The organism is Mycolicibacterium aurum (assembly GCF_900637195.1).
Classification (GTDB): Bacteria; Actinomycetota; Actinomycetes; order Mycobacteriales; family Mycobacteriaceae; genus Mycobacterium; species Mycobacterium aurum.
The window spans coordinates 4,184,593-4,209,041 of the sequence record NZ_LR134356.1; the positions used below are offsets into that span (position 1 = coordinate 4,184,593).

The window sequence follows — 24,449 nt, forward strand, 5'->3', positions numbered from 1 at the left end:
CGCTACTGGATCGGCTCGTCGCCGAGCACCGTAGTGCGCAGCATCTCGCGCGGCGAGTCGGGGTCATACGGCGCAGCGCGGTGCAGGACGCCGTTGTTGTCCCAGATCACCGTGTCACCCACCGACCAGAGGTGGCTGTACACCAGATGGGGTTGCGTCGCGCGCTCGAGCAGCTCAGCCAGCAGCGCCTGCCCTTCATCGCGGTCCATCCCGACGACGTAGTGCGCCGAGGCGCCCAGCACCAGCGATTTCCGTCCGCTCCGATGCGTCCACACCAGTGGATGTTCGTGAGTCGGGCGGGACCGCCAGCGCCTCAGTTCCTCCGGGGACGGGTTGGGGTTCACGCGGCTCTGCGACGCCTCCAGCGAGTGCACCACCGTCAGCGTCAAGAACCGCCGCTTCTCGTCCTCGGTGAAGGCTTCGAAGGCCGCGTAGGAGTTGGCGAACTCTGTCTCTCCCCCACGGTCGGCGACCTGCTTGGCAGACAACACGGTGGCTTTCTGCGGGCATTCGTCGTGCAGCGGTGTGCACCCGTCGATATGCCAGTCGAACGTCGCCCGCAGATAAGCCGCCGACGCGTTCTTCTTCGTGTCGAGGGTGACCGGATAGATGCCGGGCACCGGGTGGTGCCCGTCCGACGAGTGATCGATCTCGCCGAGGCGCCTACAGAACGCCACCTGCGCCTCGGGATCGAGTCCCAGCCGGGGGAACACCAGGACGCCGTTGTCCTCGAGCGCGTCGAGGACGGCAGACCCGAGCAGGTCGTCGGTCGCCAACCGCTCGGGGTCGACCCCGGTGACCTCCGCGCCGACGGATTCGGTCAGTTTGTTGATGGTGAGCAGACTCATGGTGAGGTTGATGCCCTTCTGGTCACGGCACCGGCGCGCTGACGCGGTCGATCACAGCGTCGGCGGAGTCGGCGGGTTTCTGGGTACCGAAGACCTCGACGGCCATCGACACCATGATCATCGAATAGACGAGGTGCAGGAGGTTCAGCACATCCTCGGGCACGTCGTCGATCGGGAATTTGTTGCAGTAATCGATGGCCTCCTCGAACCGGGGCGAGAACGCCTCGTAGAACGCGTGGATGTCCGGCATCGGAGTGGTCAGCCGGGCTTCCCACCGCTCGGGTTCGGTTGCCAGGCACCACTTGTCGGCGAACGGTTCGAACTCGGCGAACGCCCCGGGTAGTCGTGCCACGTTCACACCCCCACCGGGCGGCGTTCGGACTTGTACTGCTCCACCCAGTCGACGGACACCTTGTGCAGGTGCCGGACGAGGATCTCCTGGTCGTTGAGCGGGTAGTCGTCGACTATCGGCTCGTCCAGGCCGTATTCCAGCGCTGCCTGGGTGCCGCCGAGCATGCCCGCGTCCTGGAGCGCGAATTCCTTGAGGACCACCGACGCCACCTCGTGTTCGATGCGCTCGCGAACGGTGCGGGCCGGATGAAACGCGTTGTAGGCCTCGAATTTGTGCGTGTTGTACGAGGTGGGCCAGTAGCGGTACAGCAGGTACCAGCCGTGGTAGATCAGGATCTCCAGGTTCGGGAATATCTGGAAGTTCGTGATGCCCCACGGTTCGATGCCGCCGGGGTTCAGCCCGAGCGACTGGTGGGTCTCCGGGGTGCGCCACGGCCCGACAAGCCCACTGCGGGTGGCTCGCTCGACCGGATACATGAACTCCGGTGCGAGCAGCCAGCGCCGCGTGCCTGCCGTGGACACCAGGCGGTGCGGCCCGTCGATCTGGAAGTGCCCGCATTCGAAGGTCTGGTTCGGTTGACGCACCTCGGTCGGCACCTGCTGCGAGTGCAACGACGGCACGTGGTAGTACTCCTGGAATGCGTCCGCGAAGATCTTCCAATTGCTGTTGTTGTGGGCGACGAATTCGTAACGCTCGGTCATCAATTCGAATGGATAGTCGTCCAGGGCGGTGATCATCGGCCCCAGGAACTCCCGCAGGGTCTGCCGCGGCTCGGGATCGAGATTGATGAAGATGAAACCGTTCCAGACGTCACACCGGACCGGCTTGAGGCCGTACTGCGAATTGTCGAGACCGAAGAACTCGCCGGGCTGCTGCACGAACTTCAGCTCGCCGTCGAGACCGTAGCGCCACCCGTGGTATTTGCAGGTGAACTGACGGCAGGTGCCCTTGACCTCCTCATTCGGAAAGTCGTTCCACACCAGTTTGTTTCCGCGATGGCGGCAGATGTTGTAAAAGGCCCGGATCTGTCCGTCACGTCCCTTCACGACGATCACAGCCGTTTTCGCAACCTCGATCTCCTTGGTGAAATGACTTCCGACGCGGGGCACCTCCTCGACCCGACCGACGTTGAGCCAGGCACGCTTGAAGATCGCCTCCCGCTCGAGCTCATAGAATTCCGGTGAGGTCGAGTCCCGGAAGGACACCGGCCCGGTACCGAGTTCCGGGTAGTGCGCCGTCCAGCTACCTTCAGCAGGCTTGGGCCATTTGGCCATAGGAAACCCCCTGTCGCGGTTCGTTTTTCGTGGGCTTCATCACATCACCGATCCTCCGTTGACACCCAGCGTCTGACCGGTGATGAAACCGGCCTCCTCCGAGCACAGGAAGCCGACCGCGGCGGCGATGTCGTCGCCCGTTCCGAGGTGTCCGATCGGGATACTGGCCGCCATCTGTTCGTTGGGAGGCAGATGCCCCTCGGCCTGCGACTGGTGCTGCATCGGTGTCTCGATGCCCGACGGCGGAATGTTGTTCACCGTGATGCCGGTCGGACCGTATTCACGCGCAAACGACTTCGTCAGCGAGATCAACGCGCCCTTGGATGCTGCGTAATGTGCCATGCCCGGCGACCCCCGCTGAGCGCTTGACGACGAGATCATCACGATGCGACCCCAGCCCGCCTCGATCATGTCCGGGAGGGCGCTTTGGCAACAGTAGAACGTCCCGGTGAGGTTCACGTCGATCACGCGTTTCCAGTCCGCCGGGGTGATCTCGATCGAAGGTGCGAAAGCCACCATGCCTGCGCTGGTCACGAGGATGTGCACGGGACCCAGTTCCGTGCGGACCTTGGCGAAGGCCTCACCGACGGCCGCGTGGTCACTGACGTCCACCCCGACGGCCAGCGCGCTCACCCCGTCGGCGCGCAGCGAGTCGACGACACGTTGTGCCGCAACCTCGTCCAGATCCAGAACGGCCACCGCGTGGCCACGCCTGCCCAGCTCGTGGCAGGTCGCCTCGCCCATACCGGAAGCCCCGCCGGTCACCACTGCTACCCGCGTCATATGCTCGGTCCTCCTGCGTCGCTACTCATAGATCATGTGAACCTTGCGGCTGGTCGGCAGCGACTGGCAGGTCAGCACCCAGCCGTCGGCCACCTCGTCCTCTTCCAGCGCGTCGTTGATCCGCATCCGCGCGCTCCCCTCGACGATGCGCGCCATACACGTTCCGCAGGAACCGGTTTCGCAGGAGGACGGCGCCCTCAACCCCCTTTGTCGGGCCGTCTGCAGGAGAGTGTCGCCCTCCCGGTACGTGGCGGTGATCTTCTTGCGGTCCAGCTCGATGACGATCTCTTCGCAGGTCTCGTCGGCGTCGCCGGTGACATCAGGCGCTACGTCGGCCACGGAGAAGCGCTCGAGATGCAGTCGCTGCCTCGGTACGCCGCTGCCCAGCAGCGCGGCTTCGACGGTGTCCATGAACGGCGCGGGCCCGCAGATGTAGAAGTCCGCGTCGCCGGCCTGCACGACGAAAGAGCCGACGACGGTAGCGGTGACCACGCCGCGGTCCTCGTCGTAGTGGTGCTCGACGGTCAGACGTTCGGCGTGCTGCTCGGCCAGCTCCGCCAGCAGATCGGAGAAGATCACCGAATCGCGACCGCGATTGGCGTAGAACAGCCTGACCGGCCGACCAGAATTGGTCAGCGCGGTCCGGACCAATGACATGATCGGGGTGATTCCACTGCCGCCAGCAAAGGCAAACAGTGGTCGTGGCGTGGAAAGCCCCTCTGCAAGAACAAATTTCCCTTCAGGGGGTGCTACCTGAAGTTCGCCACCCGCCGCCGCCGTGTCGTTGATCCAATTGGAGACCACGCCGCCGGGATCGCGCTTCACCGTGATCCGCAGTTCGTCTTCGACCGGAGCCGACGACATGGAGTAACAGCGGCGCAGGTCACATCCGTCGACACTGACCTGCACGGTCAGGAACTGGCCTGCCTTGTAACGAAATCGGTGTGAGCAGTACTCGGGCACATCGAGCACGAGCGACACGGCATCGGAGGTCTCGCGCACGACCCGCTTGATGCGCAGCGGCGCGAACCCTGCGACATCTCCGACTGTGAGTTCCTCGGCCATCCCGCTCAGAGTATCAAGTACTTGTCATTAATCTCAAGTACTTGCCCCCCGCCGGAATGGCATTCCACAGCACATGCGCGAGAAAACCCCTGCTGGAATGCAATTCCGGCGGATCAGGAGTCGACGTGGTCGGCGTAGAGCTCGTGTCCGGTCCCCTGCTCGACCACCCGGCCGAGAAGTTCACGCAACGTCTTCTGTTCGGCTTTCGACAGCACACCGAACACCTTGTCGTGGGCGGCGATTGCGTCGCTGACGACGGCGCCGGCGACCCGGCGACCCTGATCGGTGAGAAATGCCTGCAGAATGCGGCCGTGCGCCGGGTCCCGCTTGCGTTCCACCAGCCCGCGCTTCTCCAGCGCGGTCAGCGCCAGCTGCACGCCTTGCGGACTGATCAGCAGCCGCCGGGCCAGTTCCGCGCCGGACAGCCCCGGCTCGTTCGACAGCTGGCGCAACACGCCGATCTGCGCGGTGCTCACCCCGTGGTCGCTGACCGCCTCGTTCACGCTGGTGAGCGAGAAGTAGAAGGCCTGTTTGAGCAGCCACAGAATGTTGTCGGTGAGCTCGATACCCGCCACGTCATGCGCCTCCATGCCTAGACGTTAGCCGTCCCGGCCGGGATCCTGACCGCTGACGTGCACGGCGCCGTCCTTCATCACGAAGCGCACATCGAATGTCGTGGCGATGTCTTCGGCGGGATCACCGCCGACCGCGATGATGTCGGCGAGATAGCCGGGAGCGAGCCGTCCCAGTTCATCGTCGGCGTCGATCAGCTCCGCGCTGGTGATGGTCGCGGCGCGCAACGCCTGCATCGGGGACATCCCCCGGGCGACCAGCGCACGCAACTCCTTGGCGTTCTGTCCGTGCGGAACAGCCGGAGCGTCTGTGCCGCAGGCGATCCGCACCCCGGCCGCGATGGCTTTCGGCAGCATGGCCTGAGCTTGCGGGAACACCACCTCGGCCTTCTTCCGTAGTTCCGGCGCGATGCGGTCGATCGCCATCGCCTCGGTGAGGTACGTCGTCGAGACCAGGAAGGTGCCGTGATCGACCATCATCTGAATCGTGTCGTCTGTGGCCAGGAAGCCATGTTCGATGCAGTCGATACCGGCCCGGATACAGGCGCGAATCGCACTGTCCCCCACCGCGTGGGCTGCGACCCGCACGCCCGCGCGGTGCGCCTCGTCGGCGATGGCGGCGAACTCCTCGTCCGAATACTGCTGAGCCCCCGGCGCGGTGCTGTGCGACATGACCCCGCCGGATGCGGACACCTTGATCAGCCTGGCGCCGTGTCGGATCTGGTAGCGCACGCACGCCCGGACCTCGTCGACTCCGTTGGCGATACCTTCGGCGACCGAGAGCGGCATGATGCCGGGAGCCAGCCGCTGGAAGACCGTGGGATCGAGATGGCCTCCGTACGGGGTGACGGCATGGCCTGCCGGATAGATGCGGGGCCCGGCGTGCCACCCTTGCTCGATGGCGCGCTGCAATGCGACGTCGAGCAGGTAGCCGCCCGTCTTCACCATCAGACCGAGGTTCCGCACGGTCGTGAAGCCGGCCTCCAGTGTGGTGCGGGCGTTGACGGCCCCGCGCAACGTGCGGTAGGCAGGGTCGTCCTGGACACCGTGCATCGGGCTGGGCAGCCCCTCCGGACCACCCGGACCGCCGATCAGAAGGTTGAGCTCCATGTCCATCAGCCCGGGAAGCAACGTCACATCACCGAGGTCGATGACGGTGTCCGCGTCCGCGGGCTCCTGTGCCGGATTGATCGATTGGATGCGGTTGTCGTGGACCACCACGACGGCGGGCGTGCGGACCACACCGGCCTCGACGTCCGCCCACCGGGCGGCCTTCAGGACCGTGACGGTCACGGGACGGGTTCGACGTCGCAGTCCAGCGACGTGGCTCCGGTGTCGGGAACCTTGGGCTGCTTCCAGCACTCGACCGGGAACGACGCCTGAATCATGGAGTACAGCATGTGCATCAGGTTCAGAACGTCCTCGGGCAAGTCGTCGAGGGAGAACTTGTCGCAGTAGGCGATCGCCTCCTCGGCACGCGCGGTGATCGCGTCGTAGAACGCCTGAATCTCCGGCATCGAACTACCGAGCCGTTTCGCGTAGCGCTCGGGCTCCGAACCGAGGCACCAGTCGGAGAATTCCTCCAGATCGGCGAATTCCGGCGGCAACTTGGCCGTGTTCGTTTCCGGGTTCACATCCACACTCATCGTCACACTCCCGCCGTCTTGCGCCGGTAATCCTCGACCCAGGCGGCTGTTTCGGTGTGCAGGTGCCGGATCAGCACCTCTTGGTCGCAGAGCACGAACTCATCCAGCACGCGCGATTCGACCATCGTCTGAGTGGCCTCGAGTGTGTTCGCGTCCTGCAGTCCGTACTCCTTGAAGGACACCGCGGCGAGCTCCTGCGCAATGCGTTCGCGCGGCGTCCGCGGCTGCGGGAAGTACACGGTCCCCTCGAACAGGTGGGTGTTGTGCGACGTCGGCCAGTAGTGATAGGTCAGGTACCAACCCTGACCCCAGAACAAGATCACGAAGTTGGGGAACAGCTGGAACGAATCCAGGCCCCATGGTTCACATTTCGCCGGGTTCAAGCCTGCAGGCATCTCGCCGAGATCGGGTTTGTCCCACGGTCCGAAAAGCCCACTCTGGCAGATGTCCTCGATCGGTTTACGCATCTCGTCGGCCATCTCCCAGGCCTTGATCCCCGAGGTGCTGACAAGGCGATGCGGGCCTTCGATCCGGTAATGCGGCGCCTCGAATCCCGCTTCGGCTGCTGCCTTCGAATACGCGGTCGGCGACTGGTTCGCATGCAGCACAGGTGCGTGATAGAACTCCTGGAACGCATCCATGTAGAGCTTCCAGTTGGCCTTCACCTCGGACCGGTAGTGGAACCGCGAGGTCATGCGGTCGAACGGGTAGCCCTCGAGATCAGTGATCATCGGGCCGAGGAAATCGCGCAGCGACTGCTCGGGTTCTTCCTTCGCGAAGTTGACGAAGATGAACCCTTCCCACACCTCGCAGTGGACCGGGACCAGACCGTAGCGACTCTTGTCGAGATCGAAGAACTCGCCCTCCTGCTGCACGAACGTCAGGTTGCCGTCGAGGTCGTAGCGCCAGGCGTGGTACTTGCAGGTGAACTGCCGACACACCCCGCTGGTTTCTTCCAGCGGCATGTCGTTCCACACCAGCTTGTTGCCGCGGTGGCGGCAGATGTTGTGGTAGGCCTTCACTTCTCCGGAAGTGGTCCTCACGACGATGATCGACGTGCTGGCGACCTTCATCTCTTTGGTGAAGTAGCTGCCCTTGCGCGGAATCTGTTCGACGCGGCCCACATTTAGCCACGCGCGTCTGAACACAGCTTTGCGCTCGACCTCGTAGAACTCCGGGTCGACGGAGTCCTCGTACGACACCGGGCCCGTCCCCAACTGCGGGTAGTGCTGAGTCCAGCTGCCCTCTGGCGGTTTGGGAAATCGGGGCATCGTCATCTCCTTCGGCTGCGCTCCTCTTGCCTGCCGTCACTGCCGCACCGCCCGCTCTCGCAGCGCCGAGCCGAGTGTGCAGGCAAACAACCAGGCACAGCTGCCTTTTCGCCATGTCGCGGAAGCCGGTACCGCCGACGGTATATGCTTCACAGATCAATCGCAAGTAGTTGATATTCACTGTGGATCACCGGCATGGAGGAGTCACCGTGCGTCACGACCAGCTGTTCATCGGCGGAGCCTGGCGTGCACCGAGCACAGACCGGCGCATCGAGGTCGTGTCCCCCCACACCGAGGCGACGGTCGCCTCCGTGGCCGCGGCCGGGCCTGCCGATGTCGACGCCGCGGTGGCCGCCGCCCGCGAGGCGTTCGACCTCGGGCCGTGGCCCCGGACCGACGCCGGCGAGCGGGTCGACGTCCTCCGCCGATTCGGCGAGCGCTACGGAGACCGACGCTCGGACATGGCCGATCTCATCACCGCAGAGCTGGGCGCCCCGATCAGCTTTGCTCAGCGGGCACAGGCCGCGCTTCCCTGGTCGATGATCGGCGCGTTCTGCGACGTGGCCGAGACCTATCCGTGGCGCGAGGACAGGCCGGGACGCTACGGCTCCGACATTCGGGTACTGCGCGAACCCGTCGGTGTCGTCGCCGCGATCGTGCCGTGGAACATGCCGCAGTTCCTGATCGTCACGAAGCTCGTTCCGGCGTTGTTGGCCGGCTGTTCCGTGGTGCTCAAGCCTGCTGCCGAGTCCCCGCTCGACGCCATCCTGCTCGCCGAGATCATCGCCGAGTCCGGGTTTCCGCCCGGCGTCGTCAGCGTGCTTCCCGGGGATGGCCGCGTCGGGGAGCAGTTGGTGCGGCATCCCGGTGTCGACAAGGTGTCGTTCACCGGATCCACCGCCGCAGGCAGAGCTGTCGCCGCCGCAGCTGCGGCGGGTCTCAAACGGGTGAGCTTGGAGCTCGGCGGCAAGTCGGCCGCGATCGTTCTCGAGGACGCCGACCCGGCTGCAGTCGCCTCGGGGGTGCGCTCGGCGAGCCTGTCCAACAGCGGCCAGATCTGCAATGCGCTGACGCGCATCCTGGTCCCGCACACGCGTGCAGCGGAGTTCACCGATGCGCTGGCCGCTGAGATGAGCGCCCTCGTGGTGGGAGACCCGACCGAGAGTGCCACCCAGGTCGGTCCGCTCGTCGCACAGCGACAGCAGCAGCGTGTGACCGGTTATCTGCAACAGGGCGTGCGGGACGGGGCGCGGGTCGTCACCGGCGGAGCCGGTATGCCGGACGATCTCGATCGCGGCTGGTACGTCAAACCCACGCTGTTCGACCGCGCCCACAACTCCATGACCATCGCCCGTGAGGAGATCTTCGGTCCGGTGCTGACCGTCATCCCCTATTCGGACACCGCCGAGGCGATCCGGATCGCCAACGACTCCGATTACGGGTTGGCAGGTTCGGTGTTCACCGGTGACGACGAACGTGGACTGGCGGTGGCCGCAGCGGTCCGCACCGGAACGTTCGGCGTGAACCAGGGGTATCCGATGGACCCCTTCGCCCCGTTCGGCGGAGTGAAAGCCAGCGGGTACGGCCGCGAATTGGGACGGGAGGGCATCGACGGCTACACTGACACGAAATCCATTGCGGTGGCCCCACGTTAGGTGCGTCCGGTCAGTCAGGAAGCTTGATGACGGATGTGTACATCTCGACCACGGGCCGAAAGAGATCCACGTCGTCGAGCTGACTTCCGAGCACGACCGAGTCACTGGTGGCAACCAGCGCCTGAGCGAAGGTGATCGGCGGAATCAGCAGGGTGGCCCCGAGCCGCTGCATGCCGTCGACGATGAACTGGGCCAGCTGATCGACCACCTCGGCCCTCTTCGCCGCGACACGTTCGCGCGCGTCCGGATTGCGGAGCAGATACAGCGTGAACTCCAGGCCGAGTGCCGCGTGTTCAGCGCCTCGGTCGACGCTCAGTTGCCGCCAGCGCTCCGCGATCTCGTCGAGTTCGTGTGTTCCGACGCGACTCGCACTGGACATCACCTCGGCGAAGTTGTCGAAGTAGCGCCGCCAGTAGCGGTCGCTCACCGCAAGGAAGAGCTCTTCTTTGGTCGTGAAGTGTTTGTAGATCGCACCCTTGGTGTAACCGGCGGCGCGCGCTATGTCGTCGAGTGTGGCTGAGGTGAAACCCTTTTCGGCGAAGACGTCCTCGGCGGCGTCGATCAGCAGCGCCCGGGTGTGCTCCAGCCGCCGCTCGCGGGTCCACCGCTCCACCATGGCGAAAGTCTTTCACAGATTCTTGGATACCTATTGGATTCTCAGATACTCATGAGTATATTTGTGGCCGCTGGGTCGCCGACGCCGCCACATGCGGGACGGCTGACTGCTTCCACGATCGCCGAGGGGAAACCGATCATGAGTGACCTGTCCAAGAAGTCCGCTGTCACCGAATCGGTAGGCGCCACAACCGACCTCGGCAAACGGAGGCCGACGTCATCGGGGGCGTACAAGATCTGGGCGGGCGTCGGCGCCGTGTTCCTGGCGTACACCCTCTACGTGTGCATCCGCTGGGTGTCCGGGCCGTTCTTCGAGCCGGTAGACGGAGGGCCGACCGAGCCGCCGATGTACATGCAGATCCCGCTGATGGCCAATGCCATCGTGCTCTGGATCGGCCTTCCCTTCGCGCTGTGGTTCTTCCTCATCCGGCCCTGGGTGCGCGAGAAGCGCATCACGCTCGACGGCATGCTGCTGGTGTCGATGGGTCTGATGATGTTCCAGGATCCGATGTTGAACTACTACAGCACCTGGTGCACCTACAACGCGTGGCTGTTCAATCAGGGCTCCTGGGCGCCACACATTCCAGGCTGGGTGGCTCACGAGGAACCGGGCCATACGGTGCCCGAACCGATACTGACCAACATCCCCGGCTACATGTATGGCGTTCTGCTGCTGACCATCGTCGGGTGCTGGATCATGCGCCGGATCAAGAACCGTTGGCCGGCGATCAGCAACCTGCGACTCATCTTGGCGACATACGCGATCGCGATCGTCTTCGACTTCATCATGGAGGCCTTGATCCTGCTGCCGATCGGCTTCTACTCCTACCCCGGTGCCATCCAGTCCTTGTCGTTCAACGCAGGCACGTATTACCAGTGGCCGATCTACGAGGGCTTCATGTGGGGCGGGGTCCAGGCGGCGTTGTGCTGCCTGCGCTTCTTCACCGATGACCGAGGACGCACCGTTGTCGAACGCGGCCTCGACCGCGTCCGTGGCGGAATGGTCAAGCAACAGTTCATCCGCTTCCTGGCGATCTTCGGTGGCGTCAGCGCATGCTTCTTCCTCTTCTACAACGTCCCGGCGACCTGGCTCGGCATGCACGGCGATCCGTGGCCGGAGGATGTGCAGAAGCGCTCGTACTTCAACCCGGGCATCTGCGGCGAGGGGACCGATCGACCGTGCCCGAATCCTGATCTACCGCTGCCGACCAAGCACTCCGGCTACATCAACCATGACGGTGAACTCGTGTTGCCCGATGGCGTGGAAGTGCCACCCGTAGTGCCGATCCAACGTGGCGATGACGGTCAATAGCCTCCGGCCGCAGGCCGAAAGCGGTTCGCCCGCCCCGTTTTACCGTGTAGTCGGCAGTGAAGCCGAAATCTTCCGGGCGGCGGCGCGTCGCGGTTCGCCGGTATTGCTCAAGGGGCCCACCGGTTGCGGCAAGACCCGTTTCGTCGAGGCGATGGCCCATGAACTCGGCCGGGAGCTGATCACCGTCGCCGGGCACGAGGACATGACCTCGGCCGATCTGGTCGGCCGCTTCCTGCTCAAGGGCGGTGAAACCGTCTGGGTGGACGGTCCCTTGACCAGAGCGGTGCGGGGCGGCGCCATCTGCTATCTCGACGAGATCGTGGAGGCTCGTCAGGACACCACGGTGGTGATCCATCCGCTCGCCGACCACCGGCGCACGCTGCCCATCGATCGGCTGGGGACGACTCTGTCTGCGGCGCCGGGCTTTCAGCTCGTGATCTCGTACAACCCCGGCTATCAGAGCATCCTGAAGAGCCTCAAGGACTCGACGCGGCAGCGCTTCGTCGCGATCAGCCTCGATTTTCCCACTGCGGCCATCGAGTCCGAGGTCGTGGCTCGTGAGGCCGGGATCGATGGGTCCACCGCCGGGTCGCTGGTGGCCCTCGGCAACGCCATTCGGAGCCTGGGCGGCTCGACGCTGACCGAGGTGGCATCCACCCGCATGCTGATTCTGGCGGGCGGTCTCGTCGCTGAAGGACTCAGCCTGCGTGACGCCGTGCAGTCGGCCGTCGTCGAGGTGCTCTCCGATGACCTCGATGTGATCCGCGGCCTCGGTGAACTCGCCGATGCGATTCTGCCTCGGCGGTGAGTGCCGAACCCGCCGACCCGCAGCGTCTCCGGCTCCTGGCCGGATTCCTGGCGGGGCGGTCCGTCGACGTCGCCGTGGCCCCCGCAGGGGAGGCCGCGTACACCGACGGGCAGGTCGTCTTCGTCTCGGCGGGAGCGGATCCAGATATGCAGCGGCGCGAAGTACTGGTCCAGTGCGCCCTTCTCGGAGCCGGCAGTCTTGACCGCGCGTACGTCACGAGGCTGCGGGGAAGGAGCCTGCTCGCACGTCGCTACCTGAGGCTCGAAGGGCACCGCGTACTCACCGAACTCGGTCGGCGGGTCCCGCTGGCAGCAGCAATGAGTCTTGACCCCCCGCCGCGGTCGTCCAGTTCCAGAGATTCGCTGGAGATCGCCGAGAGCAGAACGACACTCGATGCCGCACCGGACTGGTTCGGCACCATCAAGCCCTCGAAGCTGGTTCGCAGTCGCGATGAACCGGCTTCGCGGCCATCCGGCACCTACGCCAGAATGGACGTCGAGCACACGTCTGAGATGGACGAAGACGACGACGATGCCGACCCATCACAGAAGAGCTGGATCCTGAAGCTGTTCGAACTGCCGGTCGGCGCGCAGGCACCCGCGAAATTCCTGCGCGCGCTGTTCGGCAGCTCTCGCTCCTCGGGGAACGAGGGCGCCGGTGGCGAGTTGGAGGCCGGTTCGATACAGCGGACCTCGCGCGCCGGCACAGGTGCGCGGCCGGTACCGACCCCGATCCGGTTCACAAGTGCCGACACGCCGGGTGCGGCAGTCGGTGTGAGTGGCGCCCTATACCCGGAATGGGACGTGTTCAACGACCGCTATCGACCCGACTGGTGCAGGGTCGTCAACTTCCCGGTCACGACCGCTGCCGACGTTGCCGGCGCCGGTGTTCCCCGCGACGGCACACTCCGCAAAAAGCTCGCCCGCGTCGGGCTGGGCCCCAAAGCGTTGCGTGCCCGCGCCGACGGCGACGACCTCGACACCGAGGCGCTCATCGATCTGTTCGTCGATCTGCGCTCGGGTCACTCACCGCCCGAACACGTCTACACGGAACGCCGCAGACTCGCCCGGAATCTCGCCGTACTCATCCTGCTCGACGTGTCCGGGTCCGCCACCGACGCCGACCAGGACGGACTGGCCGTGCACGACCATCAGCGCCGCGCGGCCGCCATCCTAGCGGCGACACTCGAAGAGCTCGGCGACCGCGTCGCGGTCTACGGGTTCTCGTCCCAGGGGCGAAGCTCCGTTCACCTGGCCGCGATCAAGACCTTCGGACAACGGTTCGGCGCAGTCGCGCGCGCCCGCCTCAACCGGATACAGCCGTCGGGCTACACCCGGTTGGGCGCCGGCATCCGGGGCGCAGGTGCGATCCTCGCGCGTGACGCGGGGACGCCCAACCGGCTGCTTCTCGTGCTGTCGGACGGTTATCCCTACGACGATGGCTATGAAGGCCGTTACGCCGAAGCCGATTCGAGGAAAGCGCTGGAAGAGCAGCGCGCCGACGGTGTCGGATGCCTGTGCCTGTCGTTGGGATCCGCCACCGACACGGAGTCCCTCGAGCGGGTGTTCGGCTCGGCCAGCCACGCCCACGGCGCGACACTGGCCGAGGTGAGCCCGCGGATGGATGTGCTGTTTCTGGCCGCGCTCAGCGAACTGTCCGCTCCACGGCAGAACCGGGTATAGGCTGCCCGAGGATTCACAAGTAGTTGATATTGCCTCGGTCGAAGCGCTCCAGGAGGTGGCACCGTGCCCGACGACCTGACGACACCCGACGTTCACGAACCGAACTTCGCCCAGCCCTGGGCGCCTCATCGCCTCAAGATCTACACCTGGACGGGCATCTTCACGTTCGCGATGTTCCTGCTGGTGACCATCGGGGTCAGCGTCGGATTCATCGCCCCGTCATTCACCACCGACGTCGTCGTGAACCTGATCTTCGGCATCCCGGTGATCCTGCTGCCGTTCGTCATCCTGTGGAATGCCCCGGGAGAAAACAGGACCCGTCTCGACAAGGCGGCAGAGCTGACCCTGTTCTATCTGCCCTACACCGCGGGCAGCCAGATCGGCTACGAGCTGATGTTCCTGATCGGGCATCCGCTGGGCCTGTGGGCGCCCACGACCGACCCCGGGTGGAAATGGCTGTGGTGGCAGTACGGTCTGGCCGATACCCGCTATGTCAGCGGCAATCCCTGGATCTTCGCGCTGGAGATAGTCGGTGTCCTCACCGGCATCACCGTGTTCGTCATGTGGACTCGGCTGATCAAGAGGGACCTTCCGATCGAATCGCGCATCCGCTGCCTGTGGGTCACGTTCGCCGGATGCGCCATCTTGATGAGCAGCACCGCGGTGTACTTCCTGGCCGAGGTCGGCGCCGGCTTCAGCAACATCGGGCAGGGCGCATTCGGGCTCGGGTTCAAGTTCATCGGCGAGAACATCCCGTTCATCGTGCTACCGCCGCTTGTGCTGTACTCGATCCATCTGCAGATCGACTATCTGACCCGCCGGGCGGGCGCGGCGAACGCCGGCGTCAACGTGCGGGCGGTCCGAGGATCCACCGGACGATGATGTGACGCTCGATCTCCGAGATTCCGCCCGCGACCATGCCGGCGAAACACGGTGTGAGAGCGCCATGACCGATGGAGTGATGGGAGGTCGGCATTGTTGGACGGCGAGAAGATTCTGATCACCGGAGCCACCGGCAAGATCGCCTTTCCGATCGCGCGCACCCTGGCCGCCCGCAACGAGGTGTGGGGAGCTGCGCGGCTGCGCGACCCGGCGGACCGGGACAGACTGGCAGAAGTCGACGTCACACCGCTGCCCCTCGACCTGAGTGTCGGTGATTTCTCCTCTCTTCCAAACGATTTCACGTACGTCTTCCACGCAGCTGTGGACCCGGGCCAGGGCACCTGGAGCAGATGCGTCGAGACGAACGCGCAGAACTCCGGTGACCTGCTCTACCACTGCCGGGCCGCCAAGGGTTTCGTGCTGTGCTCGACCGGGTCCGTCTACGGGTATCAGGGCCGGCGTCCACTCACCGAGGACGACCCGCCCGGGGTACCGCTGCGCGCCAACTACAGCTTCTCCAAGATCGCGGCCGAGGCTGTCTGTAGCTGGATCGCCCGGCAGCACGGAATTCCCCTGACGATCATCAGAATCTGCTCCACCTACGGACCGGAGGGCGGATCACCCGCCGACCGACTCGACGCGATCTTGGCCGGGGAGCCGATCCGGCTTCATCCCGACGCACCGAACAACTACAACCCCATCTACGAGGACGACTACGTCGAGCTCGGCATCCGCGCGATGGAAGTCGCGGCATCGCCGCCACAGGTGGTGAACTGGGCGGGCAGCGAAACCGTCAGTGTCGAGGAGTACTGCGCGTACATGGGTGGGCTCGTCGGAATGGACCCCGTCTTCGAGTACACCGCAGAGGCGCACATGCCGCTGTGGCCCGACGTGACGCACATGCACGAGGTGCTCGGGAGGACGAAAGTTCCATGGCGCGAGGGGTTTCGGCGCATGATTGCCGCCCGCCATCCCGAACTCACACTTGTCGAACGGGCGGGCTGAGGCGGTGGAGCTACCAGGAACCCCGTCCGACGACGTCGACGACGTGCTCGCCGCGGGTCGCGGTGACATCTCCACCTTGTTCGTGTCCATGGCCACCCGCCATCCCGAGGGACTCGATGCCGAATATCTGCGATGGCACACTCTCGATCACCGACCCGAGCAGCACCGGCTGTCCGCGGTCCGCGCGTCGCTGCGCCTGGTGTCGACGCCTGCGTGCCGAGAGGCTCGATTGGCCGGCGCCGATCGGTTCTCCGCCGTCGACCACGTGATGACGTACTTCTTCAGCGATCCCGGCGGGATGGAGCCGTTCATGGCGCTGTCCACGGCCCTCGGCGACGCAGGACGCAAACTCCCGTTGCTTCCGCCGGTGGAGCGCGGCGTCTACGGTGTCGAGGCGCGAGTGGCGGCGCCGCGAGTCAAAGTCGGCGCCGACGTTCTGCCCTGGTGGCCGGTCGGCGGCGTCTACCTCACGCTGGAGCAGGGGACGGCGTCGGCGCAGCGTCTGCTCGACGTCGAGGGAGTGGCCGGCGTCTGGACGGCGACATCGCTGGCCGTCGGCGCCAGCCTGGCCAGTGCCGCGCCCGGGCAGACGATCTCGTACTACTTCCTGGACGATGACCCGGTGCGGGTCGCCGAGCGGCTGCGACCTGCACTCGAAGATCGTTGGGACACCGACGGCGTCGAACCGCTTTTCGCCGCACCGTTTCACACGGTCGTCCCGCATGAATGGGACCGCTATGTGCCGTGACCGAGGAGTGACGTGCGCATCGGCCTGATGGTCGGCTCCGACAGGGAGCGTGAACGCCGGGACAGGCTCGCAGGGTTGATCGCCGATGGCATGGCTGCCGAGACGGCCGGATTCAGCTCGTTCTGGTTCCCGCAGGTGCCCGGATATCTGGACGCAATGACAGCGATCGCCCTCATCGGCGCATCCACCTCGTCCATCGAGCTCGGTACCGCGGTGGTTCCCGTCCAGACCAGGCACCCGCTCATCCTGGCGCAGCAGGCGTTGACCACGAATGCCGCATGCGGTGGCCGTTTCACGCTCGGCCTTGGCGTCTCGCATGACTGGATCATCAACGGACAGCTGGGCATTGGCTACGAGCGGCCGGTGCACGAGTTACGCGACCATCTGGACGTGCTCACCGCGGCCTTCGCCGGGCCCGGCCAGGTCGACATCGAGAACACCGGCTTCCGCGTGCACAGCCCGGTCGACGTATCGGACACTTCCCCGCCGATTCTGCTCGCTGCGCTCGGGCCCGCCATGCTGCGCATCGCCGGAGAACGGGCCGACGGCACCATTCTGTGGATGGCCGACGAGCGGGCGATCGGTGACTATGTCGCGCCGCGCGTCAGCGCCGCAGCGGACGCCGCGGGGCGAAAGGCGCCCCGCGTCGCGGCGGGCGTGCCTGTCGCCGTCTGCTCACCGGCCGAGACGGACACGGCGCGCGAGTATGCCAGCGAGGTGCTGGGCCACGCACACTTCTCCCCCAACTACGTCCGCCTACTCGAGCACGGCGACGCCGAGGACGTCGGTGACACCATGGCGGCGGGCGACGAGTCCACCGTGCTGGCGCGCCTGCGCAGCTACCGCGACGCAGGCGTCACCGACCTTGCAGCGCGAGTGATCCCCCTCGGGGACGACGACGCCGCGCGTCGTGCGTCCCGTCAACACACGCAGGAGTTCCTGGCGTCGCTCGGCTCGAGCCTGTAGGCGTCAGCGCCGGGAGCGTAGGACGGACGCGACCACTGCACCGAGCACCGAACATCCCACCGCAATCGCGAAACCGCCGACGACCGCGTGTCGCACAAAGCCATTCGACACGAACGCGGCGATCTGCAACCCGCCTGCGACGAGCGCGAGCAATGCGAACGCGAGCGCGCCCAGGCGAAGCCATCCCATCTCTCAGCCCGGGGACCCGGCGGCGTAGCTGCCCATGAACTCCATCGGCACCCCGCCGACGGTGCAGAAGAACAGGTCCACCCCCGGGACTCCCGCATCGAACACCGTGACATCGCTGGCGTGGCCCTTCGCCGCGTCGAGGTTGCCTGCGAAGTCGTCGGTCAGGAACGACAGCGCGGCCAATCCCTCCGGGGCTGCATCGCGCAGATGCTCCGGGACGTCGAGCACCTCGATCAGCCCGGCGACTCCACTACCGAGGATCGTCACGTCGGCACCGTCCGAGGGTGGCCAGCCCAGCGTCGTCTCCAGGACCGGACCAGGAACCCGCATCTGGTGTTGCACGGTCATGCCGACGACGTCGGTGAGAAACGCGATGAACGCGTCCGCCGAATGACTGCGCATGACGACGTGATGAAGCTGATTGGGCACGGACGACCTCCGGTTCAGGCTGACTGTCACCCGAAAGTACCGACCCCGCAGCCCATAGGTGTTGGTATGCGTGAAAAAGTTAGTTAGACGTCGGTCAACTATTCCCAACGACGAATTGCTCTGTTAGCGTCCGAGGCATGCCCGATATGGTCGCGGACCAGACTGCTGACCGTGGTCAGCGTCGCGCTTCTTTCCAGCGAGCCAGATCGCACGAGACCAAGAGGATGCTCGTTCAGGCGGCGATGGCGTTGTGGCGCACGAAGGGTTACGCCACCACGACCGTCGCCGAGATCTGCACTGCCGCAGGAGTGTCCAAAGCGCTCTTCTACTTCTACTTCCCGCGCAAAGAAGACGTGCTCTTCGAGGTCGGGGTGATGTCGACGCAATCGGCACAGCGGGCAATCCACCGATTGCTGACCAAGCCCTACGACATCGATGCCGTCATCCGCGCCGCGCTCACTGCGTTCGAAGAGTCGATGGCGCGCAATCCCCGGGAGCTCATCGTCGAGACGATCCTCGAGGGTTACCGGCACGAGCACCGACTCTTGGCCGAAGGCACTCCCCCGGATCTGGACGCCGACATGTTCACCGAACTCTTTGCGCGGGCCGCCGACGACGACAAACTCCCGGCCGGGATCGACACAGCGCACCTGGCCTACCTCGCCCAGACGATGGTCAGCGAGGGCGCCCGACACTGGGCGGCAGGCGCCTTCGGGAAGCGCTCGTTCGCCGAGGTCGTCACCGCCGACATCGGCACACTCATCAACGGATACATCCGATCCTGATCACCGGCAAGGAGGCCGCATGTGGGATTTCGAAACCGACCCCGAGTACCAGAAGGTGCTGGACTGGGCCGACGAGTTCGTCCGCGAGGAGGTCGAGCCGCTGGATCTGGCATTTCCGCACCAGCAGTTCGTGCCATTGGACGGCATGCGCCGCAAGGCAATCGATCCGCTGAAAGACGAGGTCCGCAGGCGGGGACTGTGGGCCACCCACCTCGGCACCGACCTCGGCGGTCAAGGCTACGGACAGCTCAAGCTCGCCCTGCTCAACGAGATCCTCGGTCGTTCCCAGTGGGCGCCGGTCATCTTCGGTTGCCAGGCACCCGACACCGGCAACGCCGAGATCATCGCCCACTACGGTACCGACGTGCAGAAGGAGAAGTACCTGCGCCCGCTGCTCAACGGTGAGCTGTTCTCCTGTTACTCGATGACCGAGCCGCACGCCGGCGCCGACCCGACCATGTTCACGACCACCGCTGTGCGCGACGGTGACGACTGGGTCATCAACGGTTGGAAGTTTTTCTCCTCCAACGCGGCAACGTCATCGTTCCTCATCGTGATGGTCGTGACCAACCCCGACGTCAGCGCCTACCAGGGCATGTCCATGTTCCTCGTGCCCACCGACACTCCCGGCGTGAAGATCGAACGGAATATCGGCCTCTACGGCGAGCGCGCCGACGAGGGCTCCCATGCGTTGATCCACTACGACAACGTGCGGGTGCCCTCGGAAGCACTGCTGGGCGGCGAGGGGCAGGCATTCGTCATCGCGCAAACCCGTCTCGGCGGCGGACGGATCCACCACGCGATGCGCACAATCGGTTTGTCCCGCAAGGCACTCGACATGATGTGCGAACGGGCTTTGAGCCGAGAAACTCAGGGCAGCAGGCTCTCGGACAAGCAGTTCGTGCAGGGCTACATCGCCGACTCCTATGCCCAGCTGCTGCAATTCCGGCTGATGGTGCTCTACACCGCATGGGAGATCGACAAGTACAACGACTACAAGAGGGTCCGTAAGGACATCGCCGCGGTCAAGGTCGTGATGCCCTCGGTGCTTCACGACATCGCGTGGCGAGCCATGCAGGTCCACGGCGCGCTGGGTGTCACCAATGAGGTGCCCTTCCTGGGCATGGTGACCGGCGCCGCGGTCATGGGACTCGCCGACGGGCCCACCGAGGTGCACAAGACCACTGTCGCCAAGCAGGTGCTTCGCGACTACCGACCGGCCGAGGGCACCTGGCCCACCGAGTGGATTCCCGCCAAACGACAGGCGGCGCAAGCGAAGTACGCTGAATTCCTCGAACATGAGGTGGGCAACCAGTGAGCGGGATCGACACCGCACGCCTCGCCGACTGGATGGACGGCGCCGCACTCGATGGCAAGGGTGAACCGCTGACCGCCCACTTCCTGTCCGGCGGCACCCAGAATGTCATCTTCGAGATCCGGCGCGGCGACCATCGCTGCGTGCTGCGCATGCCTCCGCCGGGGGCACCACCTGACCGCGACAAAGGGATTCTGCGGGAATGGCGCATCGTCGAGGCGCTCGACGGCACCGACGTCCCGCACACCGCGGCGGTCGGCGTCTGCGACGACGCCACCGTGCTCGGCCGTCCGTTCTACCTGATGGGCTTTGTCGACGGCTGGTCACCGATGGACACCCACGGCGTGTGGCCCGAGCCCTTCAATGCCGACCCGACCACCCGGCCCGGGCTCAGTTATCAACTGGCCGAGGGCATTGCCCTGCTGTCGAAGGTGGACTGGCGCGCCAAGGGACTGCAGGACCTGGGCAGGCCCGAGGGCTTCCACGAACGCCAGGTCGACCGGTGGACCGGCTTCCTCGACCGCATCAAAGGGCGCGAGCTACCGGGGCTGGACGTCGCCACAGGATGGCTGCGGTCGCACAAGCCGCTGGACTTCATCCCCGGCCTGATGCACGGCGACTATCAGTTCGCCAACGTCATGTACCGGCACGGCGCCCCGGCGCAGTTGGCCGCCATCGTCGACTGGGAGATGGGTACCGTTGGCGACCCCAAGCTGGATCTGGGGTGGATGGTGCAGTCGTGGCCGGAGGACATGGAGAAGCCCGACGACGCAGAGATGAGCTATGTGGACATGCGAGGCATGCCGTCGCGTGACGCCGTGGTCGCTCATTACGCCGAGGTGTCCGGCCGCCAGGTCGACGATCTGGACTATTACCTGGTGCTGGCGAAGTGGAAACTGGCGATCGTCCTGGAACAGGGCTTCCAGCGGGCCGGAACCGACGAGAAGCTGCTGGCGTTCGGGCCGGTGGTGACAAGCCTGATGGACTCGGCAGCCGAACTCGCCGAGTCCACGGACTATCGGGGCTAGGCGGATGCGGGCCGCGGTCTGCCCCGAGTACGGGGCTCCCGATGTCGTGCGCATCGAAGAGCGCACCGCGCCCCGCACGGGCCCCGGCCAGGTCGGCGTGCGAGTCGACGCGGCGGCCGTGAACTTCCCCGATGTCCTGCTGGTGGCCGGTAACTATCAGGTCAGTGTCCCGCCGCCGTTCGTGCCCGGCAGCGAGTTCGCCGGGGTGGTCGATGAAATCGGGCCGCAGGTCGCGGATTTCGCGGTCGGCGACGCCGTCACCGGTACGGCCGTGTTCGGCGCCTTCGCCGAACGTGTGGTCGTGGACGCTGCCGGCCTGGCACCCATTCCCGCCGGCATCGATACGTTCTCGGCTGCCGCATTCGGTGTCGCGCACCGCACCGCTTACCACGCGTTGCGGTCGATGGCCCGGCTGTCGGCGGGCGACGAACTCGTCGTGCTCGGTGCCGGCGGCGGCGTCGGGTTGGCGGCGGTCCAACTGGCCGCCACCATGGGCGCCCACGTCACTGCGGTCGCGTCATCGGCCGAAAAGCTGGATGTGGCCCGGATATACGGTGCCGACCGAACGGTCAATCACCGCGACGGCGCACTCCGCGAAGCGCTTCGCGTCTTGTTGCCCGACGGAGCCGACGCCGTACTCGACCCTGTCGGCGGCGACCTCAGCGAGCCCGCTCTGCGCTCGCTGAACAGAGGTGGGCGACATGTCACGGTCGGTTTCGCGTCGGGCGTCATCCCGCGCATCCCGTTGAACCTGGTGCTGATCAAGGGTATTCACGTGCTGGGGTTCCAGTTCCAGGATGTGCCGGTCGACGAGTTCACCCGCAACGAGCGGGAGCTGCGCGATCTGCACGCGTCGGGTCGCGTCACACCTCACGTGGGAGCGGTGTATTCGCTCGACGAGACCGTTGCGGCACTGCGCCACGTCGGTGAGGGACGCGCGATCGGCAAGGTGCTGATCGACCTGACCTGAGGTCAGGGCGGGCTGCACCCCGACCGGCCGGTCAGCTGGCAGGAACGAGGTCGGCCGCGACCGAGAGCATCATGCCGCAGCGGAACGTCTCGCTCAGTCCGATCGACTCGCCCGATGCGCCGACAGCCGCGAGTGCCTGCGCCTTGAACGCACGTGCGGCAGCGCTGAGCCGGTGCTCGACCGAATCGACGCTGCTGTCCAGTTCGGCGGGCAGCGGTGCGCCCCACAGCGCCACCTCGGTAGCACCCTGCTCCAGGGCGCCCAGGACACCACGGCGCACCCGGTCGTCCCGGTCGAACAGGTCGGCAGCCACGCAGACGGTCTGCGGATGTGGCCGCTGCTCCCAGGATTCCAGCACCGTTTCCAGGCTCAGGACCTCAGCACCCAGGATCTCGAGCGGGCGTACATCCTCGTCGCTGCCGACGAGGACGGTGACATCCCAGCCCGCCATGACCCGGTCGTAGACCCATCCGCCGGCGTGACGCACCGCGTGGAGGACGGTGGGCGAGACGACATCGAGGCGATACCTCATGTCGTGGTGGCCGGGGCCAGGTCCCGTGCCAGCGACGCTGCGTACTCCTGGAACACCTCGGTCAGCGGGATTGAAGGATCGAGCAACCATAGGGTCTCCATTCCGTTGATGAAGGCGAGAATCTCCGTGGCCTTGTTGGCCGCCGAGAAGTCGGTGCGATACGCGCCGTCGCGCTGACCGCGCTCGATGATGTCGGTGATGATGTCGACGGCGTCGCGATAACGCTTGTGCAGCCGGTCGTGCAGCGGAGCGTCGGGGGCGATGTTCTCCGCCAGCAGCACCATGAACGTGCCGACCAGTTCCGGTGACCGCTGGAAGCGCTCAGGCACCCGGCTGAGCTCGGTGACCAGATCACCCGAGCGATCCGCGTGCGCGTCGTCGTCGGCATCGCGGGCGTCGAGGACGGCGTTGAGGAGTTGTTCCTTGGAGTCGAAGTGGTGCAGCAGGCCGGCGGGGGTGACGCCGGCTTCTTTGGCGATCTGTGCCAGCGAGGTGTTGCGCCATCCGTTGCGCGCCAGAAGCCGCTCGGCCACGGCCAGAATCCGCTGCCGGCGGTCCTCGCCTTTGGCGAACAGCGCCGCGTACGGCCGTCTGGGCATTTCCAGATCCGGCACAGCGGATTCAGGGGCTGACACGCGACTCCTCGGGGCTATGAACCAACCTAGTGAACACACAGTAGGTAGGTTTTGCCGCTGTGACAAGGGTCTCAGTGAACAATTTTCCCGCCGTCCGCACACGCCCACGGCGTAACCGCAGCCTTACGCCGTTTTACCTGGTCAACACACATGCCTGGCAATACTTGAGCTCGCCCCCAACGAGAGAGACGCCATGCCCGAGCTCAACCACGTGCCCGCCGACACCCCCGCGGAAGAGATCGCCGATCTGCTCCGTCGCGACGGCTATGTCATCGTCGACGACCTCGTTCCGACCGCCCTGATGGACACCATCGACGACGAACTCGCGCCCTACTTCGCGGCGACGCCCCTTGGCTACAACGCGATGATCGGCACCAAGACCCGCCGCACCGGAGCACTCGTCGCCCGCTCCCCAGCCTGCCGGACGCTGATCCAGAACCCGACCATGATGGGCGTCTGCCGAGACTTTCTCGGGCACGCGTCGGCGTTCCAGCTGATGCTGACCCAGGTCATCTCGATCGAGCCCGGCGAATCGGCCCAATCGCTGCACCGCGACCAGAACGCCTTCGACTTCTATCCGTTCCCCGACGACTACCACGTGCAGTGCAACACGCTGTGGGCGTTGTCGGACTACACCGCCGAGATGGGCGCCACCCGCGTGGTCCCGGGCAGCCAGTTCGGCGACAAGAAGCCCACCGATTACGCCGAGGACGAGTGCCTGCAGGCGGAGATGACCCGCGGTTCGGTGCTGATCTACACGGGCAAGATCGTGCACAGCGGCGCCGCGAACCGCTCCGACAAGGTGCGACGGGCCATCAACGTCAACTACTGCGTGGGCTGGGTCCGCCAGGAGGAGAACCAGTTCCTTTCCGTCCCACCGGACGTGGCACAGACGCTGGATGACGACCTGCTGAAGTTGATCGGCTACCAGGAGGGCGCCTGGGCGATGGGCTACTTCCGCGATTTCGAGGATCCGCTGCGCGCCGTCCGCGGCGACGCCGTGACGTACGGCTTCGACGGCAGCCGCCTCACCGGCGATGCCGGCGCGGCGTTCGAGGATCAGCTCGCCAACAGCGAGTAGA

At 65.6% G+C, this 24,449-nt stretch carries 27 protein-coding genes; 13 read left to right on the forward strand and 14 right to left on the reverse strand.

Features of this window, described 5'->3' with window-relative positions:
* Nucleotides 1–2: 2 nt before the first annotated feature.
* From EL337_RS19525 to EL337_RS19565, 9 genes are all read right to left on the reverse strand, one after another.
* Nucleotides 3–848 (reverse strand): TauD/TfdA dioxygenase family protein, encoded by an 846-nt coding sequence (locus EL337_RS19525; protein ID WP_048631963.1) that lies wholly within the window; start codon nucleotides 846–848, stop codon nucleotides 3–5.
* Nucleotides 849–870: 22 nt separating this feature from the next.
* Nucleotides 871–1,200 (reverse strand): hypothetical protein, encoded by a 330-nt coding sequence (locus tag EL337_RS19530; RefSeq protein ID WP_048632141.1) that lies wholly within the window; start codon nucleotides 1,198–1,200, stop codon nucleotides 871–873.
* 2 nt (nucleotides 1,201–1,202) lie between these two features.
* Nucleotides 1,203–2,474, reverse strand: a complete 1,272-nt coding sequence (locus tag EL337_RS19535; RefSeq protein WP_048631962.1) for an aromatic ring-hydroxylating oxygenase subunit alpha — start codon at nucleotides 2,472–2,474, stop codon at nucleotides 1,203–1,205.
* Nucleotides 2,475–2,513: 39 nt separating this feature from the next.
* Nucleotides 2,514–3,257 carry an SDR family NAD(P)-dependent oxidoreductase gene (locus tag EL337_RS19540; protein ID WP_048631961.1) on the reverse strand — a complete coding sequence of 248 codons (744 nt, stop codon included), beginning with the start codon at nucleotides 3,255–3,257 and terminating at the stop codon, nucleotides 2,514–2,516.
* Nucleotides 3,258–3,278: 21 nt separating this feature from the next.
* Nucleotides 3,279–4,322 (reverse strand): ferredoxin--NADP reductase, encoded by a 1,044-nt coding sequence (locus tag EL337_RS19545; RefSeq protein ID WP_048631960.1) that lies wholly within the window; start codon nucleotides 4,320–4,322, stop codon nucleotides 3,279–3,281.
* A gap of 113 nt (nucleotides 4,323–4,435) precedes the next feature.
* Complete coding sequence (locus tag EL337_RS19550) at nucleotides 4,436–4,888, reverse strand: MarR family winged helix-turn-helix transcriptional regulator (RefSeq protein WP_048632140.1); 453 nt, start codon at nucleotides 4,886–4,888, stop codon at nucleotides 4,436–4,438.
* Between the two features lie 33 nt (nucleotides 4,889–4,921).
* Nucleotides 4,922–6,187 (reverse strand): metal-dependent hydrolase family protein, encoded by a 1,266-nt coding sequence (locus EL337_RS19555; protein WP_048631959.1) that lies wholly within the window; start codon nucleotides 6,185–6,187, stop codon nucleotides 4,922–4,924.
* Nucleotides 6,184–6,540 carry a hypothetical protein gene (locus tag EL337_RS19560; RefSeq protein ID WP_048631958.1) on the reverse strand — a complete coding sequence of 119 codons (357 nt, stop codon included), beginning with the start codon at nucleotides 6,538–6,540 and terminating at the stop codon, nucleotides 6,184–6,186. The genes EL337_RS19555 and EL337_RS19560 overlap by 4 nt, the downstream gene beginning before the upstream one ends.
* A 2-nt stretch (nucleotides 6,541–6,542) precedes the next feature.
* On the reverse strand, nucleotides 6,543–7,811 hold the full coding sequence (locus EL337_RS19565) for an aromatic ring-hydroxylating oxygenase subunit alpha (RefSeq protein WP_048632139.1): 1,269 nt from the start codon (nucleotides 7,809–7,811) through the stop codon (nucleotides 6,543–6,545).
* Nucleotides 7,812–8,020: 209 nt separating this feature from the next.
* Between EL337_RS19565 and EL337_RS19570 the strand changes: the two genes are divergently transcribed.
* Nucleotides 8,021–9,466, forward strand: coding sequence for an aldehyde dehydrogenase (locus EL337_RS19570; RefSeq protein WP_048631957.1), 1,446 nt, complete (start codon nucleotides 8,021–8,023; stop codon nucleotides 9,464–9,466).
* 10 nt (nucleotides 9,467–9,476) lie between these two features.
* On the opposite strand, the gene EL337_RS19575 is transcribed toward EL337_RS19570, so the two are convergent.
* Complete coding sequence (locus EL337_RS19575) at nucleotides 9,477–10,082, reverse strand: TetR/AcrR family transcriptional regulator (protein WP_048631956.1); 606 nt, start codon at nucleotides 10,080–10,082, stop codon at nucleotides 9,477–9,479.
* A 138-nt stretch (nucleotides 10,083–10,220) separates the two neighbouring features.
* On the opposite strand from EL337_RS19575, the gene EL337_RS19580 reads away from it, so the two are divergent.
* From EL337_RS19580 to EL337_RS19610, 7 genes are all read left to right on the forward strand, one after another.
* A complete protein-coding gene (locus tag EL337_RS19580) occupies nucleotides 10,221–11,393 on the forward strand; it encodes a spirocyclase AveC family protein (protein WP_048631955.1) in 1,173 nt (390 codons plus the stop codon).
* Nucleotides 11,380–12,201, forward strand: coding sequence for a CbbQ/NirQ/NorQ/GpvN family protein (locus tag EL337_RS19585; protein ID WP_048632138.1), 822 nt, complete (start codon nucleotides 11,380–11,382; stop codon nucleotides 12,199–12,201). The genes EL337_RS19580 and EL337_RS19585 overlap by 14 nt, the downstream gene beginning before the upstream one ends.
* Complete coding sequence (locus EL337_RS19590) at nucleotides 12,198–13,883, forward strand: nitric oxide reductase activation protein NorD (RefSeq protein WP_048631954.1); 1,686 nt, start codon at nucleotides 12,198–12,200, stop codon at nucleotides 13,881–13,883. The genes EL337_RS19585 and EL337_RS19590 overlap by 4 nt, the downstream gene beginning before the upstream one ends.
* A gap of 63 nt (nucleotides 13,884–13,946) precedes the next feature.
* A complete protein-coding gene (locus EL337_RS19595) occupies nucleotides 13,947–14,765 on the forward strand; it encodes an Emopamil binding protein (RefSeq protein ID WP_048631953.1) in 819 nt (272 codons plus the stop codon).
* Nucleotides 14,766–14,858: 93 nt separating this feature from the next.
* Nucleotides 14,859–15,770 carry an NAD-dependent epimerase/dehydratase family protein gene (locus EL337_RS19600; protein WP_048631952.1) on the forward strand — a complete coding sequence of 304 codons (912 nt, stop codon included), beginning with the start codon at nucleotides 14,859–14,861 and terminating at the stop codon, nucleotides 15,768–15,770.
* Between the two features lie 4 nt (nucleotides 15,771–15,774).
* Nucleotides 15,775–16,518, forward strand: a complete 744-nt coding sequence (locus tag EL337_RS19605; protein WP_048631951.1) for a hypothetical protein — start codon at nucleotides 15,775–15,777, stop codon at nucleotides 16,516–16,518.
* Nucleotides 16,519–16,530: 12 nt separating this feature from the next.
* Nucleotides 16,531–17,484 carry a TIGR03564 family F420-dependent LLM class oxidoreductase gene (locus EL337_RS19610; protein ID WP_048631950.1) on the forward strand — a complete coding sequence of 318 codons (954 nt, stop codon included), beginning with the start codon at nucleotides 16,531–16,533 and terminating at the stop codon, nucleotides 17,482–17,484.
* Nucleotides 17,485–17,487: 3 nt separating this feature from the next.
* Here EL337_RS19610 and EL337_RS19615 read toward each other — a convergent pair whose 3' ends face one another.
* A complete protein-coding gene (locus EL337_RS19615; protein ID WP_048631949.1) occupies nucleotides 17,488–17,673 on the reverse strand; it encodes a hypothetical protein in 186 nt (61 codons plus the stop codon).
* A 3-nt stretch (nucleotides 17,674–17,676) separates the two neighbouring features.
* A complete protein-coding gene (locus EL337_RS19620; protein WP_048631948.1) occupies nucleotides 17,677–18,102 on the reverse strand; it encodes a VOC family protein in 426 nt (141 codons plus the stop codon).
* Between the two features lie 137 nt (nucleotides 18,103–18,239).
* Between EL337_RS19620 and EL337_RS19625 the strand changes: the two genes are divergently transcribed.
* From EL337_RS19625 to EL337_RS19640, 4 genes are read left to right on the forward strand one after another with little or no spacing between them, the layout of a single operon-like run.
* Nucleotides 18,240–18,887 (forward strand): TetR/AcrR family transcriptional regulator, encoded by a 648-nt coding sequence (locus EL337_RS19625; protein ID WP_370737143.1) that lies wholly within the window; start codon nucleotides 18,240–18,242, stop codon nucleotides 18,885–18,887.
* Nucleotides 18,888–18,906: 19 nt separating this feature from the next.
* A complete protein-coding gene (locus EL337_RS19630) occupies nucleotides 18,907–20,205 on the forward strand; it encodes an acyl-CoA dehydrogenase family protein (protein ID WP_048631946.1) in 1,299 nt (432 codons plus the stop codon).
* Nucleotides 20,206–20,237: 32 nt separating this feature from the next.
* Complete coding sequence (locus EL337_RS19635) at nucleotides 20,238–21,230, forward strand: phosphotransferase family protein (protein ID WP_048632137.1); 993 nt, start codon at nucleotides 20,238–20,240, stop codon at nucleotides 21,228–21,230.
* 4 nt (nucleotides 21,231–21,234) lie between these two features.
* Complete coding sequence (locus tag EL337_RS19640; RefSeq protein WP_048631945.1) at nucleotides 21,235–22,200, forward strand: NADPH:quinone oxidoreductase family protein; 966 nt, start codon at nucleotides 21,235–21,237, stop codon at nucleotides 22,198–22,200.
* Between the two features lie 31 nt (nucleotides 22,201–22,231).
* On the opposite strand, the gene EL337_RS19645 is transcribed toward EL337_RS19640, so the two are convergent.
* Both EL337_RS19645 and EL337_RS19650 read right to left on the reverse strand, forming a co-directional pair.
* Nucleotides 22,232–22,732, reverse strand: coding sequence for a hypothetical protein (locus EL337_RS19645; protein WP_048631944.1), 501 nt, complete (start codon nucleotides 22,730–22,732; stop codon nucleotides 22,232–22,234).
* Nucleotides 22,729–23,367, reverse strand: coding sequence for a TetR/AcrR family transcriptional regulator (locus EL337_RS19650; RefSeq protein ID WP_048631943.1), 639 nt, complete (start codon nucleotides 23,365–23,367; stop codon nucleotides 22,729–22,731). Before EL337_RS19650 ends, EL337_RS19645 begins: the two co-directional genes overlap by 4 nt.
* Nucleotides 23,368–23,560: 193 nt before the next feature.
* On the opposite strand from EL337_RS19650, the gene EL337_RS19655 reads away from it, so the two are divergent.
* Nucleotides 23,561–24,448, forward strand: a complete 888-nt coding sequence (locus tag EL337_RS19655) for a phytanoyl-CoA dioxygenase family protein (RefSeq protein ID WP_048631942.1) — start codon at nucleotides 23,561–23,563, stop codon at nucleotides 24,446–24,448.
* Nucleotide 24,449: the final 1 nt, after the last annotated feature.